This is a genomic window from Methylomonas stagni (assembly GCF_050154735.1).
In the GTDB taxonomy this organism is placed as follows: domain Bacteria; phylum Pseudomonadota; class Gammaproteobacteria; order Methylococcales; family Methylomonadaceae; genus Methylomonas; species Methylomonas koyamae_A.
This window is the reverse complement of sequence record NZ_CP189557.1, coordinates 4,057,404-4,072,486: the sequence shown is the minus strand read 5'-3', so window position 1 is coordinate 4,072,486 and position 15,083 is coordinate 4,057,404. Positions and strand designations below refer to the sequence as shown.

The window sequence follows — 15,083 nt, the reverse complement described above, 5'->3', positions numbered from 1 at the left end:
CTACAGCAGGTCGGCGATCTGGGGATGCCGACTATACAAAGTGCCCCGGAAGGTTTCGATTTGAACTTCGTCATTTCGGAGCGGCCGGGGAATGTCGACCACGATGTCGGCGACGATGCGCATCGGCGATGGGGATAAAAAAATCAGCCTGTCGGCCAATGCGATGGCCTCGCGCAAATCGTGGCTGACGAACAACACGGTGTGCGGGCGCTGTTGCCACAGCGTGTATAACAGGTTACGGACCTGACGGGCGCTCGGCGCGTCCAGCGACACGAAGGGTTCGTCCATCAACAGCAAGTCCGGATCGATCGCGAAGGCGCGTATGATCGCGACCCGACGTTGCATGCCGAGCGACAGGCGCTCGGGAAATTCGTGCTGAACATCGCCGAGCTGCATCGCGTCCAGCAAGGCATCGATCAATTCGATCGGCGGTTTGGCGGGAAAGACCAGCTCGATGTTGCGGCGCACGTCGTACCACGGCAGCAACCTGGGACTCTGAAACACGTAGCCGATTCTCGGCCGGCTCGCGAGGCGGCCGATGCGAATCTGGCCCTGGTACTGGCTGTCCAGGCCGGCGATCATGTTCAGCAGCGTGGTTTTGCCGCAGCCGGACGGTCCCAACAGGCAGACGAACTGGTCGCGCGCCACCCGGAGCTGCAAATCGGCGATGGCCTTATGCTGGCGGTCGGCGGCATGCTCGGGTCGGTAAGTCTTGTCGAGGATGCTGATTTCTATATCGGTCATCGCCGCCACCGTCGCGCCTTGGCATCCAGCGGTCTGAGCACCAGCCATTCCAAGATTTGAATCACCGCGACGAACGCAATCGTATAAGCCAACAAGCTGGCGACGTCGAACAACTGGAAAAACAGATGCAATTGATAGCCCATGCCGTTGCCGCGGCCAAGCAACTCGACGACCAGGATGATCTTCCAGATCAGCGCCAGACCGGAGCGGGTCGCGCTCATCACGAACGGATGCAGTTGCGGCCAGACGACGTGCCGCAGGGTTTTGGCGGGACTGAAACCGTAGCTGCGGGCCATGTCCAGTAAATCCCGGTCCAGCGCGCGGGTGCCCTCGCGTATCGTCACCGCCACGTTGGGCAATTTGTTGATGACGACCGCCAGGATCGCCGCGGATTCGGACAGACCGAACCAGACGTAACATAGGATGATGGTGACCAGGGCTGGGATGTTCAAAAATAACACCAACCAGTTGTCGAAAAAGGCATCCAGCTGTTTATGCCGGCCGAGTACCAAGCCCAGTCCGCAGCCCAACAACATCGCGATCGTAAAACTGATCGACAGGCGTAGTAACGTGACGCCTAAGTGATAAGGCAATTCGCCGGAAGCTACTGCCCGGTAAAGGGTGACAGCGACACGGCTGGGCGGCGGTAGGCTGGGATTGGCCGCCGCCGTGGCGACCAGACTCCACAGCGCGATCAGGAGCGCCAGCGAGGCCAGAGGCACCGCAACGCGGGGCAAGCAAAATGGTACCGCCACGGTCAGTCGGTCGACCAGAATGTCCCGGCTTGGAGACGATCGGCGCCGCCGGTCAACTTATTGCCGCTTAAGCCGTGCAATAGCGTGAAAATGGCCCGAGCAGCGTCTTGTTGCGGAGCGCCCCAGGCTTCCACCCGGCCTTGGCAATAGCGCTGACGCAAGCGGTCTTGCTCGGTCGGCGTCGCGGCGTCGGTGAGCGGTAGTATTTTTTGCCAGGCGACATCGGAGCTGCACAAAGTATCGCGAGCTTGCCGGCTCAAGGTCAGAAACTGCAAGAAATCGGTCTTATGCGAATCAGCCCAGTCCTGTTTGAACACGTAACCCAGGCTGGGAACGGTTTCGGTAATGCCGAGTTTGGCGATGATGTCTTCGCCGCTAAGCAAGGCTCGGTAACCGAGGCTCTCCAGATGCGCGGCGAACTGCCAATAGGTCAGCAAGGCGTCCAGCCGCTTGCTCTGCAATTGCTGGCCGAGCAACGGCGGAGCGGCGTAGACTTTCTCGACGCTGGCGTTCAAGTCGAGTTGCTGTTGCTTGCCCAAGGCTTGGAGTAACAGCCAGTTCTTATCGAGCTCGCCGCCGGCCACGCCGAGTTTTTTACCGGGCAAATCGGCTAGGGTTTTGATCGGGCTATCCGCCGGGACCAACAACACGCCGGAGGTATCGGCATAGGGATAAAAACTGTAGGCGTGGCCTTCCGCGCGCATTGCGGAAGTCCAAATCCAGTCCGAGACGATGACGTCGACCGCGCCGGCTTGCAATGCCACCTTGCCGGCCTGCTGATTGGCGATCGCCACCGCTTCCAGGCTGAAGCCGGCTTTTTCCAGCAAGCCCTGGTCGCGCATCGCCGCCAATTCCCAGTTCAGGGTACCGGCCGCCATGGTACCCAGGCGAATGGGCGTCTTATCGGCATACGCCGCATTGCCAATGCATAAAAACACTACGCTGAGTAAACAATTTTTGACGTTCATCGGTTTAAGTCGTAAGTTTTGTGTCGCGCGGATTTTAGCTCAGCCGCCGCCGATTGGAGAAGGTTTGTTGCGCGGGCATGCAACAAACGCGAATTTGGAGCGCCTAACATTAAATTTCGCGCTGTTTCGGGACAGCCGTCGCCGGAGTAGCCCGGCAGCCAAATGCAATTACAACGAAACATCAGGAGAACGTATGAATAAAACTAGGATACTTTGGGCAAGCGGCTTGTTGGCGATTCTAACGATAGCCATCGCCTGGCTGCTAGTGCCACCGGAATGGGATATGTCGATCGAACAACTCAATCAAGCTTCGCCGCCTTCAGCCGGCGCGACGATCGAACCTAAAACCTCGGACGGCGCGGTTTACGGCAAATTCCTAAAAGACAGTCTTTCCTTCATTACACCGGGCATTCCTCCGACCGGCAACTACTTCCTGGGACGGAACTATCAATGGAACGGCATGTTCAGCCCGCGTTGGCAACTGTATAGCGGCAAGGCTACAAGAGCCTTATTGGCGGCCGGACGCTTGGCCGACGCCCGCAAGGCTTTCATGGCAATGAAAGTGGGAGCCGATTCGATAGGCGTGGACGGCAGCGTGCCGTTCCAATTGCCCGAATCGATGCGAGGCTACACGATCACGCCGGGTATCGTTGCTCAAGCGGCCAGTTTTTTCTCGGCGAGTCCTGTTTGGCGGTTAAGGCGCTGAATCAATATCCGAGCGAAACAGCGGTCCAAGTCGGAAGCGATGCCGAGCGCAAGGCGGTCAGCGCCGCCCTGGCCCGGTCGCTGGCCTGGTTGGAGTCTCAAGACGAATCCTTGTACAACGCCGACCTTTACGCGGCAAATCGCTTGCTGTTCGATGCCGTGGCTTATCAAGCCTGCGGCTCCCTGTTCGAAGACGAATTCGCGCTGAATTTAGTTGAAGGCTACTTGGAAACCGCTTTGGAAAAATTCGACGGTACCGCCGGCTATTTCATCGAGAAATCCGGTTGGGATACCCACTATCAAGCCGTAGCGATCAATCAGATCAATGAGCTGCTGATGGCGGGCTATGACGGCGTTCATACTGAGACCCTGCAAGCCGACTTGAAGCTGGCCGCGCAGTGGCTGGCCGCCCGAGTCGGCGACGACGGCGTGCTGCACTCGGACGGCAATACCCGCACGTGCTGGAGCGGCGAAACTATTTTGGGCGGCGACAAATTGGTGGATGCCCGCGAAGTCTGGCGGGCCTTGGCCTATAGCGGCATGCGTTTCAAGGACGACGCCATGCAAAGCGCCGCCAATCGCCTGGCCAATTGGTTGCGGACCAAGCCGACCACGACTTGCGTCAGGTAAGCGGCGCGGCCGGATGCGTTCGCCGGCCGAAGCTGTCGGCGGACGCCGGTCTTCCGGTATAAAACCCTTGGTAGGACAAGCAGCCCTTGGCCTGTAGAAACTCGATTTGCTCCTGGGTTTCGACGCCTTCGGCAATCACGTTCAAGCCCAGATTCTTGGCCATGTTGATGATGGTTTCGACAATCACCGCGCCGTTGGGATCGACGGCGATGTCGCGGACAAAGCTTTGGTCGATTTTCAATTGGGAAATCGGCAACTTCTTCAGGTAGTACAGCGATGAGTAGCCTACCCCGAAATCGTCGATCGAGGTCAGGATGCCCATGCCTTGCAGGTCGCGCATTTTCTCGACGGTATCGTCGATGTCGCTGATCACGCAACCTTCGGTCAATTCGAGAACCAAGCGGCTGGCATCTATGCCGGTTTCGGCCAGAATGTGGCGAATGCGCGCGACGAAGCCGGCATGGCGGAATTGCCGGGAGCTGACATTGACCGCGATATGGCGTACCGGCACGGCTTGTTGATCCCAGCGGCGGATTTGCCGGCAAGCCTCTTCGATTACCCATTCGCCGATCGGCAGAATCAGTTGGGTTTCCTCGGCAACCGGAATGAATTCGGCCGGCGAAATCATGCCTTTTTCCGGATGCTGCCAGCGGATCAGCGCCTCGACGCTCAACACCCGGCCCAGGTGGTCGACCTGAGGCTGGTAATGCAGCAGAAACTGGCGGGACTTCAGCGCCTGGCGCAACTCCTTTTCCAAGGTCAGGCGCCGATCGGCCGACTGCTGCATCGACGGCCGGTAAAAGCTAATACTGTTGCGGCCGTTGGCCTTGGCGCGGTACATCGCGGTGTCGGCTTGCTGGATAACCGCCTCGGGTTGATCGGTCGCTTCCGGAAATAGCGTGACGCCGATGCTGGTCGAAAAATGGTGTTCGCCCCCAAAGACTTGAAACGGTTGATTGATGGTCTGCAGAATTTTTTCCGCCAGCATCGCGGCGTGATCGCTGACCTGTTCCATCAAGTGATAACGGCCGGGCACCATGACGATGAACTCGTCGCCCCCCAGCCGGCAGGCAGTGTCTTCTTCGCGGATAATATTCCGCAAGCGCCGGGCCACCTGGGTCAGCAAGTCGTCGCCGACATTGTGGCCGAGCGAATCGTTCAAATGCTTGAAATGATCCAAATCCAGAAAAAATAGCGCGCCATAGGTCTGCTGACGTTTGGCGGCGGCGATTTCTTGTTTCAGCCTGTCCAGTAGCAAACGGCGGTTAGGTAAGCCGGTTAACGGGTCGTAAAACGCCAGCTCGTGAATTTCCCGTTCCGCGGCTTTTTGTTCGCTGATGTCCGAAAATATGGCCACATAGTTCAACAAGCGGTTTTGGTCGTCGCGGACGCCGGTCACGGTCAGCCAGCCGGGGAAGGGCTTGCCGTCCTTATGTCGGCTCCAAAACTCGCCTTGCCATTGGTTCTTGTCCGCCAGGGCGCGAACAATCCCGCGGCCAATCTTACGCGCCGGCGTGCCGCTCAATAATAGCCTGGCATGGCGACCGACGATTTCCTCGGCCGGATAACCGGTAATATCCGTAAAGGCGTCGTTGACCCGAACGACGGCGCCGTGGGGATCGGCAATCAGGATGGCCTCGTGGGACTGAAACGTCGTCGCGGCGACGCGCAGTTCGTTCTCCTGGCGCTTGCGCCGCTCGATCTCGATGTTCAGGGCTTGATTGCTGCGTAGCAGGTCGCGGGTTTTCAGTGCTACCAGTTCTTCCACCCGGGCGGTGCGGCCGGTGATCAGCATCAAACCGAACGCGGTCAAGGCCGAGAACACGAAGCCGCCAAGCAGCAGCCAACGCGCGTTCCAGGTGTGCTGAAGCGCATAGAACTCTGGCGCCGGCCGATAAATCAAGGTCCAAAGACGGTCCGCAAAAGCGATGGTTTCTCGTTTTTCGAAAGCAGGCAAATGCAGACTGTCGAAGCGGTTCTGGGTTTGATTGTCGAATAGCGGAGTATCGCCCTCCTTGATCGCCAGAACCAGCCGACTGTCCGGTAGTAGCGCGCGCGGATGGGCGATTTCGTCGCTCAACGTGAACACGCTGGCGAGCATACCGATTAATCCGGCTCGGCGTTCGGACGCGGACCGACCGACGCCGCTGGCGTATACCGGCGTATACAGCGCCCAAGCGCGATCTCCGCGGCGGGCCAATGTCGATTCGCCGCTGCCCGCCGCCGTCAGAATCGCGGCGGCGGCCTCGGGTTCGCTCGCGGCATCAAAGCCATCGGGCTGGCTGGTGCCGACCCGATAGAGTTGGGGGAAATAGTAAGGGCGGTGTTCGGCGGCCAACCAGCCGCCGGCGGAATACTCGAGTACATCTAGGCGATACTGGGCTTCGAAACCCAGTCGATCTTCGGCGCGCACCAGCGGCAACCATTCCAGCGCTAAAAACTCGGGATGAGCCTCGAGCAGCGCTTTGCCAAACACATTGAATTGCTCGCGGCCGATGAATTTGTTGCTGTCGAATAGCGCCCGCAACGTGCGGTTGACTGACAGGTGATCGGCGATGTGTTGGCGCAGCGTCGCGCTCAGCAATGCGGTTTGCTTGCCGAAGCCATCCCGGAGACGTTGAATCTCTTGGTGCCGGTTAAACTCGAAGGCGGCGGCGACCAAACCGACGCATACCAGGAGCGGCATCACCACCGACACCCGCCGACGCCGCCAAACGTGGCGCGGCGCGGCAATGAAGGGTAACAACAGCGGCGTGAAAATCACCGTGCCTATCGAATCGCCGACCCACCAAACGCCCCAATTGAAGGCCAGATCGGCCGGCGCGACCAATCCTCTGCTGAACAAGTAGGTACAGCCGACCGTCGCGGAAACCAGGCAACTGAGGATGGCCAATGCAAAAAAACTGACGATGTGCCGGCTATCCATCAAGGGATTGAATTGCCCCAGCCAGCGCCGGATCGAAAAAGCGCCCAGCAGGGCTTGGCCACAGGCGCCGAGCGCGGCGGTAGCGCCCAACCACAATGGCGCCAGATTATCTTCGAATAGCGTTGGGTTTAAAAAGGCGTGGACCTGCGCGGCCAAAGCGCCGAGGAACAATCCGGGCAGGATGGTTTTGCCGTAAACCAGCGTCACGGCCAGGGCGATGCCGGCCGGCGGCCACACTGGGCTGGCGTAGTTGGGCGGCGTCGTTAGCAGGCCACCCAGGTAACCGCCAACGAAATACGCCAGCGCCACCGTCAAATTCGCCAATATAAGTTTCAGTGCGGCAGGCATGATAGAGGCGCTGTTTTAGGTCGAAAGCCTCTAATCAGCGGATTCGCCGAAACGGCGGGTATCCAAATCGTAAGCCTGGCCAAAGCCGGCGATATACCGGCCGTGGATAGGGGTCAGCGCCAGCAACCGAAAATCGGGCAAGCTTCGCAGCAATGCCACGGTCGCGCCCAAGCGTTGCTGCATCGAATCCAGCACGCTGCCGTATTCACCGCTATCGGCCTCGACTTCCGCGACCCGACACTCGAAACTGGCCCGGCGCCGAGCAAGGGATTCGCGGCGTCCGCTTCCGGTTCGATCAGCAGAACGCCGGCCCGACGATGCGTCAGCAGGTTACCGGTATGACTGGCCAAGGCGCTAACGAAAATGTGGAACGCGCCGCGATCGAACAGAAACGGCGCGTAACTGGCTTCAGCGTGATGTTGTTCGGAGCGGGTCGCCAGCATCAAGCTATCCAGACGCGCGATTAAGGCCAGGCATTCGGCGTCCGGTTGCGGTGAATTCATTGAAGGGCGGGCGAAAGTTGCGGGTGGCGAAAGCAATCGACGGTGTGGTCGTTGACCATGCCGACCGCCTGCATATAAGCATAGCAGATGGTTTTGCCGACGAATTTAAAGCCGCGCTTTTGCAGATCCTTGCTCATTCGCGCCGATGCTTCAGTGTAGGCCGGAATCTCGGCGTGAGCGCGCCACCGATTTTGCACGGTTTGACCATCGACGAAATCCCAAATGTAGCGGTCGAAGCTGCCGTAGGCTTGACGGACCTCCAAAAAGGCTTTGGCGTTGGCGACGGCGGCCTGGACTTTCAGTCGGTTGCGGACGATGCCGGGATTTTGCAACAGCCCGTCTATTTTGCCCTGATCGTAAGCGGCGATTTTCAGCGGATCGAAGTCGTCGAACGCCGTACGATAAGCCGGCCGCTTGTCCAGTATCGTTCGCCAGCTCAAGCCGGCCTGGGCGCCTTCCAGAATCAAGAACTCGAACAGCCGCCGGTCGTCGTGCAGCGGCACGCCCCATTCGTGGTCGTGGTAATGCTCTTCGTTGGCGCTGGCCAGCGCCCAGACGCATTTGCCGGCCATCAGTCTTTGTTCATCAGCTTTTTCAGATCCGCGAAGGGGTTGAAGGTAGCGGTCGGCGACTTGCCGTCCGAGCTGCCCTTGCTACCGTAGCGCACTTGCTCCTCATAGCGTTGATGCTCGTTGTCGTGGCAATACAAGCACAGCAATTCCCAGTTGCTGCCGTCCGGCGGATTATGGTCGTGATCGTGGTTGACGTGATGCACCGTCAATTCGCGCAAGTTCTTGTGGTCGAATTCGCGAGCGCAGCGGCCGCAAATCCACGGAAACAATTTCAGCGCTTGCTCGCGGTAGCCTTTTTCGCGCTCTTCCTTGTAACGCCGGGCCTCGGCGATGATGTGATAGGCTTTGTTGTCCGACATGTCGATACTCCTGGGTCAGCCGCCGGTCGCGCTCATGTGCCGCAGAATGACCGGCTGTTCATGGATGTTGAATTCGTGCTTTTCCGGCTTGATGCGCATCGCCGCGACGATAGCCTGTTGCAAGACCGCCAAATCGCCCGGATGCGCGCGGACCACCGCCTTCAAATCGACCGAATGTTCGTTGCCCAGACACAGTAATAGCCTGCCTTCGGCGGTCAGGCGCACCCGATTGCAAGCGGCGCAGAAATTGGCGCTGAGCGGCGAAATAAAGCCCACCCGGCTGGCACTGCCAGCCACCCGAAAATACGCCGACGGGCCGCCGGTCGAGTCGGCGATGGCTTCGAGTTTGAAGCGCGGCCGTAAGTCGGCGCGGATCGCCTCGCTGGGATAATAACTGTCGCCGCGCCGGTGTTGATCGACTTTGCCCAACGGCATTTCCTCGATAAAACTGATGTCCAGACCGCGCTCGACCGCGAATTGCACCAGATCGCCGACTTCCGCGTGGTTGCGATCCTTCATGACGACCGCATTCAGCTTGATGCGCTCGAAACCCGCCGAGCGGGCGGCCTCGATGCCGGCCAGCACTTGGCCGAGTTCGCCGGTACGGGTCAAGGCTTTGAATTTGACCGGGTCGAGGGTGTCCAGGCTGATGTTGATGCGTTTCACGCCGGCGGCACGCAAGTCGCCGGCCATATCGGCCAGATGCGAGCCATTGCTGGTCAAGACCAATTCGTTAAGGCCGGATATGGCGCCGATGTTGCGTAATAAATCCAACGCACCGTTACGCACCAGCGGTTCGCCGCCGGTGACCCTAATCTTGTTGACGCCAAGGCCGACGAAGGCTTCGCAGATGAATTGGATTTCTTCCAGACTGAGAATTTGCTTGCGCGGCAGAAACGTCATGTCTTCAGCCATGCAGTACACGCAACGAAAGTCGCAACGGTCGGTAATCGATACCCGAAGGTAATTGACGACCCGCCCGAAGCGGTCTGTCAGTTGGAAGGGTCTAATCGCTTGTACGGAGCCCATCGAAATTGTCCGGGAAAAGAGGCGAAAATTCTACCACAGACTCGCTCGGCGGCCAGTTACGGCGGCCAAGCTCGGCTGAAAGTGCGGCGATAGACCTTGGTGGACGGGATGGGTTCAGTTATCCACCGGTTTCGCGGCGACTTTCCGGTAAGTGCGCGAGCAGAAAATCGCCGATTCGTTGCTCCAGCCAAAATGCCGGCCGCCACGGCAAACGGCCGCCTACGAAACCGACGTGGCCGCCGCCGCCACAAACCTGCAACGTCACGCCGGACGCCAACTCGGCGGCGGCCGGTAGCACCGCCGGCGTCATGAACGGGTCGTCCTCGGCCTGCAGAATCAAGGTTGGAACCTCGATTCGTCCCAGAAATTGGCGCGAACTGGAGCGTCGGTAGTAATCGTGCGCGTCGCTGAAACCGTGCAGCCGCGCCACCACCCGGTCGTCGTATTCCCAAAACGAACGGATCGGCGCCAGATCGCCCAAGTCGTCGAGCAAGCCGGCTTGCTCGATACGGCCCAGGCGGTGCAGATGGCGACGCTTGGCGACGATGTATTGTTTTAGCTCGCGCAATAGATAATCGCGATAGATTCTGGATAGGCCGCGATCCAAGCGGTCGGCGCACAGATTCAACATCAACGGCACGGACACCGCGACGGCGCCGAATAGCTCAATCGAATCGCGTCGTTCTCCCAGCCATTTCAACAATACGTTACCGCCCAGCGAAAACCCGACGGCCGCCAACGCGGTGTCCGGTAGGCGCCGGCGCAACGTGCGGTAGAGAAAATCCACATCCTCGGTGTCGCCGGAATGATAGCTGCGCGCCAGCCGATTCATCTCGCCGCCGCAACCTCGAAAATTCAGGGCTACGCTGCCGATGCCGAGTAGATGGAGTCGCCGCTGCACGCCGACGATATAACCCGAACGGCTACTGCCGGCTAGGCCGTGCAGCAAGATCGCCAGTGTGGGTTGCCGGTCGTAGAGCCAATCCAAATCGACGAAATCGCCGTCCGGCGTCTCCAATCGCTCGCGCCGCAAGTCGATCGGTGCTTCGACGCGGCGCAGCAAGGCTGGATAGATAGTTTGCAAATGGCGGTTGTTCAGCCACCAAGCTGGGCGGAATTCGTTGGACATTGACTACCGCGGCATTTCAGGCGAACCGCGAAACGGTTCGGAGGCGTCCCGAGAATCGCCAACCGAGCGGCCAAGAACCCAATCGGGACCAAGCCGCTCAACCGAGGCCGTCAGTTTGGAATGTAAGGACATCATTGAAACATTCGTTCGGTAATCGGCCGATTCGCCGCCCGGTCGGCCTGGTGTTACCATGATCTCATCTCAAGCTGGTTGCGTTGACCGACGAGCATAGACGATTTACCGGCCACAATGCCAGAACCCGCACCCGATTCGCTCACGATGTCCAGACCCGTTGCCGTTAAGCCCAAGAAACTCGCCGCGCCGGCTCGCAAACCGAAGCCTGCGGGGCCATCCGCTCGCAAACCTCGGCGTAAACCGCCGCCGGCCCCGCCATCCGACTGGCGTTTGCTGGCGGCCGAAGCCGTCGGATTGGGCTTGGCCGCCGTGTTGGCGACGATGGTGGTGCTGGGCTATTCAGCGAGCTGGTTATCCGGCTCGGGATTTTTAGCAGCTTGCTACCGTTTGCCGGCGGCGTCGTGGCGTTGATCGTGACAGCGGCCTTGTTGTTGGTCGGCTGGTATCAATTGCGCGTGCCATTGGCGCGGCGGTTGGCGCAGCTGCCGGCCGGCCTGGCGCTGAGCCTGGCGCTGGGGATGCTGTGGTTTGTGTTTCACGACGGCTATACCCCGGTATTCGGCCACTTTCGCACGTTGGTTGGCGGTAAGTCCGAGGCTGAGCGAGTGACGCTGGCTCACCAGGTTTACGCCGCTTACCGTCGCCACGAAATCGGCGGCCTGCAAAAACTGCTGCAACGCGCCGACGCCTACCGTTCGGCGATCCGCGAAGCTGCCGACGCCATCGGCGTCGACGAGCACCTGTTGCTGGGGGTAGCCGCCACCGAATCGTCGTTTTTACCGCGCGACAGTCATGACGGCGGTAAAGGTTTGTTCCAGATTACCGCGGTACCCAAGTTCATCACCCGTCGAGCCGCCGATTTACTCGACGTGGCGGAACCGCAAGTGAACGATCCGCGCCATAACGCTTATCTGGCGGCCGCCACGTTAAAGCACTATCTTGAGGAAATGCGCGGCGATTTGTTTCTGGGTTTGCTGGCTTACAACATCGGGCCGCGCAACGGTGGTTTGCGCTTCATCATGCAGCAATACGGCGCGACCGATTTCGTGACGATGCAGCCCTATTTGCAAACCCTGCCGCGCGACTATCCGATCCGGGTTTTGTCCTACGCGCTGGCTTTCAAGCTGTGGCAACGGGACGGCAAATTGTTGGCCTACGAAGAAGGCGATAATGCCGTCAAAATCCAGCAGCTTGGCATACCGGGGTTTTGATCGCCAGGGCTTAAACGCGAGCCTCGCGAAGTCGGCGGGAATGGGTCAGCGGAAACTCCACGGATTTGAAGATCTACGACATTCGAATTTCTAGGGTTGCCAATAACCGCTCATTGGCCGATCTTGGACATGGGTGCGGCAGGTTAGCTTGTATCGCCTGTCGCCATATCCGCTGTTATTTGTCCGGGCTGGCCGTCGGCAAGCGCATCAGCACAAGCACCAACACCACTCCAGGCAGGCCGATCACGGCTGAATACACGAAAAAAGCATGGTAACCGAACTGCGCGACCACTTCGCCGGAAATACTGCCGATCAATTTGGCTGGCAAGGTCATCAACGAGCTGAACAAAGCGTATTGGGTGGCGGTGTAAGCCGTATTGGTCAGACTGGACAGATAGGCGATGAAAGCCGCCGAGGCAATGCCGCCGCTAAGATTGTCGGCGCTGATTACGCCGGCCAATAAGCGGGTATCCGGCTCTACAACCGCCAATGCGGCGAACAGCAAATTGGTGGCGGCTACAATCACGGCCCCGAGCAACAGAGGTCGCATGATGCCGAACTTCATCACCAGAACCCCGCCCAGCGAAGTACCGAGGATGGTCATGAAAAAGCCAAAAATTTTGCTGACGTCGGCAATATCCTTTTTACTGAAACCCAGTTCCAGATAAAAGGGATTTGCCATCACGCCCATCGCGATGTCGCTCATCTTGTAAACCGCGATCAGCAGCAATATCAGCAACCCGGTTCTGCCGTTTCGCCGGAAAAACTCGACAAACGGGCTGAGCACCGCATCCGACAACCACCCCGCCAATCGCTTGAGCGGCGAAGACAAATCGGCGACACCCAGCGCCGATTCAAGCGATGCTTCCAACAGCCGCTCTTCAGCCGCTTGCTTGTGAGACGGCTCTTTAACCAGCAGCGTCGTGATGATGCCCAACAACATCGACGCGGCCATGACTTGGTAAGCCAATCGCCAACTGGCGAATTCGGCGATATAAAAAACACCGGCTCCGGCGGCCAATAACGACAAGCGATATCCAAATACATACATGGCGGCCATCGCGCCTTGAAAGCGGACAGCGGCCGCCTCGATTCGATAGGCATCGATGGCGATATCCTGGGTCGCCGAGCAAAAAGCCACACAGACGGCCAGCAATGCGACATCCGCCAAGTGACCTACCACATCCGCACCGCTGATCGCCCACAGGCCAACCGCGATGCCGAGTTGCGCGCTCAGTATCCAACTACGCCGCCGCCCTAGCCAGGAATCCAAAAGTGGTAGCGGCAAACGATCGACCACCGGCGCCCACAACACTTTGACGGAATAAGCGACGCCGACCAAGCTGAAGTAGCCGATGACCGACAAATCGACGTGTTCGTCGGCCAGCCAAGCGGAGAGCGTGGTCGAAATCAACGAAAAAGGCAGGCCGGCCGAAAAACCCAGAAAGATCATCGCCGCGACCCTCGGCCGGGTATAAACAAAAAAAGCGCTGTGCCAACTACCAGAAGTATTTGACACGCGCTTTCCTTGGTTTACAACGACAATCCGACCGACGGCGCTTAGCCGTTGATCAGATAATGGGTCAAAATACTAGCCGCATAGCCAGCGGCGATAACCGGCGTCCATTTCAAGTGACTGAAGAAGGTGTACTTATGATTGGACTGCCCCATCAGCGCCACACCCGCGGCCGATCCGACCGAAAACAGCGAACCGCCGACGCCAGCCGTCAATGTCACCAACAACCATTGGTACAAGTCCATGTCCAGATTCATGTTCAGCACCGCGAACATCACCGGAATGTTATCGACGACGGCGGATATCACACCGACCAGGATGTTGGCGGTGGTTTGGCCCAAGCCGTCGTACATCGCGGCAGACAGCAACTCCAGATAACCGATGTAACCCAGACCGCCGACAGCGAAAACCACGCCGAAGAAAAACAGCAACGTATCCCACTCAGCTTCTTTTACCCGATCAAAGACATCGAGACGCACTTCATCAGCCGCGGAGAAACGAACCTTTACGTAATAAATGAATAGCATCAGGATGGACAAACCCGCCATCATGCCCATGAACGGCGGCAAATGCAGAAACTGTTTGAAGCTAACCGCCAAACCGATGGTAACGCCAAACAAACCGCACACCACCCAACCACCGGGCTTCAATTCAACAGCGGCCTCGTTGGTTGCTTCAGGCTGTCCGCTTGGAACCGCTTGCGCCATGAAAAACGCCGGCACCACGAAATTCACGACCGAAGGAATGAACAACTTGAAGAAGTCGAAAAATTCGGCATAACCGGCTTGCCAAACCATCAGGGTCGTAATGTCGCCGAATGGGCAAAACGCGCCGCCGGCATTCGCGGCAATCACCAAATTGACGAAACCGACAGAGACGAATTTTTCGTTATCCGCGCCGACCGCCATGACCACGGCGCCGACCAGCAAGGCAGACGTCAGGTTGTCGGCTACCGAGGACAGGAAAAAGGTGATGATGCCGGTGATCCAGAACAGCTGTTTGTAGCCGAACTGCTTTCTGATCAACCAGGATCGTAACGCTTCGAAGACGTTGCGCTCGGCCATGGTATTGATATACGTCATCGCCACCAGCAGGAACAGCATCAATTCGGCATATTCCTTGAGGTCGTGCTCGAATGCGCTGTGCAGCTCTTCGCCGGATACGCCAGCGTCGTGAGCCAAAATCGCCACGTGCGCCCAAATGACCGCCGCCGCGAATATGACCGGTTTCGATTTGCGCAAGTGAGTAAATTCCTCGGCCATGACGAAACCGTATGCAACCAGGAAAATCAGAACGGTATAGACGCCCCGCTCGGTTCCGGTCAGCCCCAGATTCTTAAATTCTTCGGCCATGGCGAGTTCCGGTAGGAACAACAAACCGGCCAAAATCAACAATGCGCGCAACAAGATAGCCCCCTTATCCTCTATATGTTCTAGTCGTTATCAAAAGCGGAAAAATCTAACCGGGCATGGTACCACCATACAATATTCTTTGTCATTTAATCCCAGCGAGTATAATATTCAATTACCTATCAAATTAGTCAGTAAAGCGAT

The 15,083-nt window shown here is 58.4% G+C and carries 15 protein-coding genes; 4 read left to right on the top strand and 11 right to left on the bottom strand.

Going from position 1 to position 15,083, the window contains the following annotated elements; genetic code table 11:
• From ACP4CD_RS18760 to ACP4CD_RS18750, 3 genes are read right to left on the bottom strand one after another with little or no spacing between them, the layout of a single operon-like run.
• Positions 1–744, bottom strand: a complete 744-nt coding sequence (locus ACP4CD_RS18760) for an ABC transporter ATP-binding protein (protein WP_426992063.1) — start codon at positions 742–744, stop codon at positions 1–3.
• The gene (locus ACP4CD_RS18755) at positions 741–1,499 is read right to left on the bottom strand and encodes an ABC transporter permease (protein WP_426992062.1); all 759 of its coding nucleotides are present in this window, start codon (positions 1,497–1,499) and stop codon (positions 741–743) included. Before ACP4CD_RS18755 ends, ACP4CD_RS18760 begins: the two co-directional genes overlap by 4 nt.
• Positions 1,500–1,501: 2 nt before the next feature.
• On the bottom strand, positions 1,502–2,467 hold the full coding sequence (locus ACP4CD_RS18750; protein ID WP_064029206.1) for an ABC transporter substrate-binding protein: 966 nt from the start codon (positions 2,465–2,467) through the stop codon (positions 1,502–1,504).
• A 193-nt stretch (positions 2,468–2,660) separates the two neighbouring features.
• On the opposite strand from ACP4CD_RS18750, the gene ACP4CD_RS18745 reads away from it, so the two are divergent.
• A complete protein-coding gene (locus ACP4CD_RS18745; protein ID WP_426992061.1) occupies positions 2,661–3,173 on the top strand; it encodes a hypothetical protein in 513 nt (170 codons plus the stop codon).
• Positions 3,155–3,802, top strand: a complete 648-nt coding sequence (locus tag ACP4CD_RS18740) for a hypothetical protein (protein ID WP_426992059.1) — start codon at positions 3,155–3,157, stop codon at positions 3,800–3,802. Before ACP4CD_RS18745 ends, ACP4CD_RS18740 begins: the two co-directional genes overlap by 19 nt.
• Here ACP4CD_RS18740 and ACP4CD_RS18735 read toward each other — a convergent pair.
• The 6 genes from ACP4CD_RS18735 to ACP4CD_RS18710 form a co-directional block, all read right to left on the bottom strand.
• Positions 3,795–7,076, bottom strand: coding sequence for an EAL domain-containing protein (locus ACP4CD_RS18735; protein WP_426992058.1), 3,282 nt, complete (start codon positions 7,074–7,076; stop codon positions 3,795–3,797). The two genes, ACP4CD_RS18740 and ACP4CD_RS18735, sit on opposite strands and share 8 nt — an antisense overlap.
• 113 nt (positions 7,077–7,189) lie before the next feature.
• A complete protein-coding gene (locus tag ACP4CD_RS18730) occupies positions 7,190–7,579 on the bottom strand; it encodes a pyridoxamine 5'-phosphate oxidase family protein (protein ID WP_426992057.1) in 390 nt (129 codons plus the stop codon).
• Positions 7,576–8,151 carry a DNA-3-methyladenine glycosylase I gene (locus tag ACP4CD_RS18725; RefSeq protein ID WP_426992056.1) on the bottom strand — a complete coding sequence of 192 codons (576 nt, stop codon included), beginning with the start codon at positions 8,149–8,151 and terminating at the stop codon, positions 7,576–7,578. Before ACP4CD_RS18725 ends, ACP4CD_RS18730 begins: the two co-directional genes overlap by 4 nt.
• Entirely contained in the window at positions 8,151–8,510 is a 360-nt protein-coding gene (locus tag ACP4CD_RS18720; protein ID WP_064029196.1) for a YajD family HNH nuclease, read from the bottom strand. Before ACP4CD_RS18720 ends, ACP4CD_RS18725 begins: the two co-directional genes overlap by 1 nt.
• Before the next feature lie 15 nt (positions 8,511–8,525).
• A complete protein-coding gene (gene moaA / locus ACP4CD_RS18715; RefSeq protein ID WP_426992054.1) occupies positions 8,526–9,539 on the bottom strand; it encodes a GTP 3',8-cyclase MoaA in 1,014 nt (337 codons plus the stop codon).
• A 118-nt stretch (positions 9,540–9,657) separates the two neighbouring features.
• A complete protein-coding gene (locus tag ACP4CD_RS18710; protein WP_426992053.1) occupies positions 9,658–10,668 on the bottom strand; it encodes a hydrolase in 1,011 nt (336 codons plus the stop codon).
• 279 nt (positions 10,669–10,947) lie between these two features.
• Between ACP4CD_RS18710 and ACP4CD_RS18705 the strand changes: the two genes are divergently transcribed.
• Positions 10,948–11,214, top strand: a complete 267-nt coding sequence (locus ACP4CD_RS18705) for a hypothetical protein (RefSeq protein ID WP_426992052.1) — start codon at positions 10,948–10,950, stop codon at positions 11,212–11,214.
• Entirely contained in the window at positions 11,181–12,014 is an 834-nt protein-coding gene (locus ACP4CD_RS18700; protein ID WP_426992050.1) for a lytic transglycosylase domain-containing protein, read from the top strand. Before ACP4CD_RS18705 ends, ACP4CD_RS18700 begins: the two co-directional genes overlap by 34 nt.
• A 175-nt stretch (positions 12,015–12,189) precedes the next feature.
• Here ACP4CD_RS18700 and ACP4CD_RS18695 read toward each other — a convergent pair whose 3' ends face one another.
• Both ACP4CD_RS18695 and nhaD read right to left on the bottom strand, forming a co-directional pair.
• Complete coding sequence (locus tag ACP4CD_RS18695; protein WP_426992049.1) at positions 12,190–13,533, bottom strand: AmpG family muropeptide MFS transporter; 1,344 nt, start codon at positions 13,531–13,533, stop codon at positions 12,190–12,192.
• 41 nt (positions 13,534–13,574) lie between these two features.
• The gene (gene nhaD / locus ACP4CD_RS18690) at positions 13,575–14,882 is read right to left on the bottom strand and encodes a sodium:proton antiporter NhaD (RefSeq protein WP_175463725.1); all 1,308 of its coding nucleotides are present in this window, start codon (positions 14,880–14,882) and stop codon (positions 13,575–13,577) included.
• Positions 14,883–15,083: the final 201 nt, after the last annotated feature.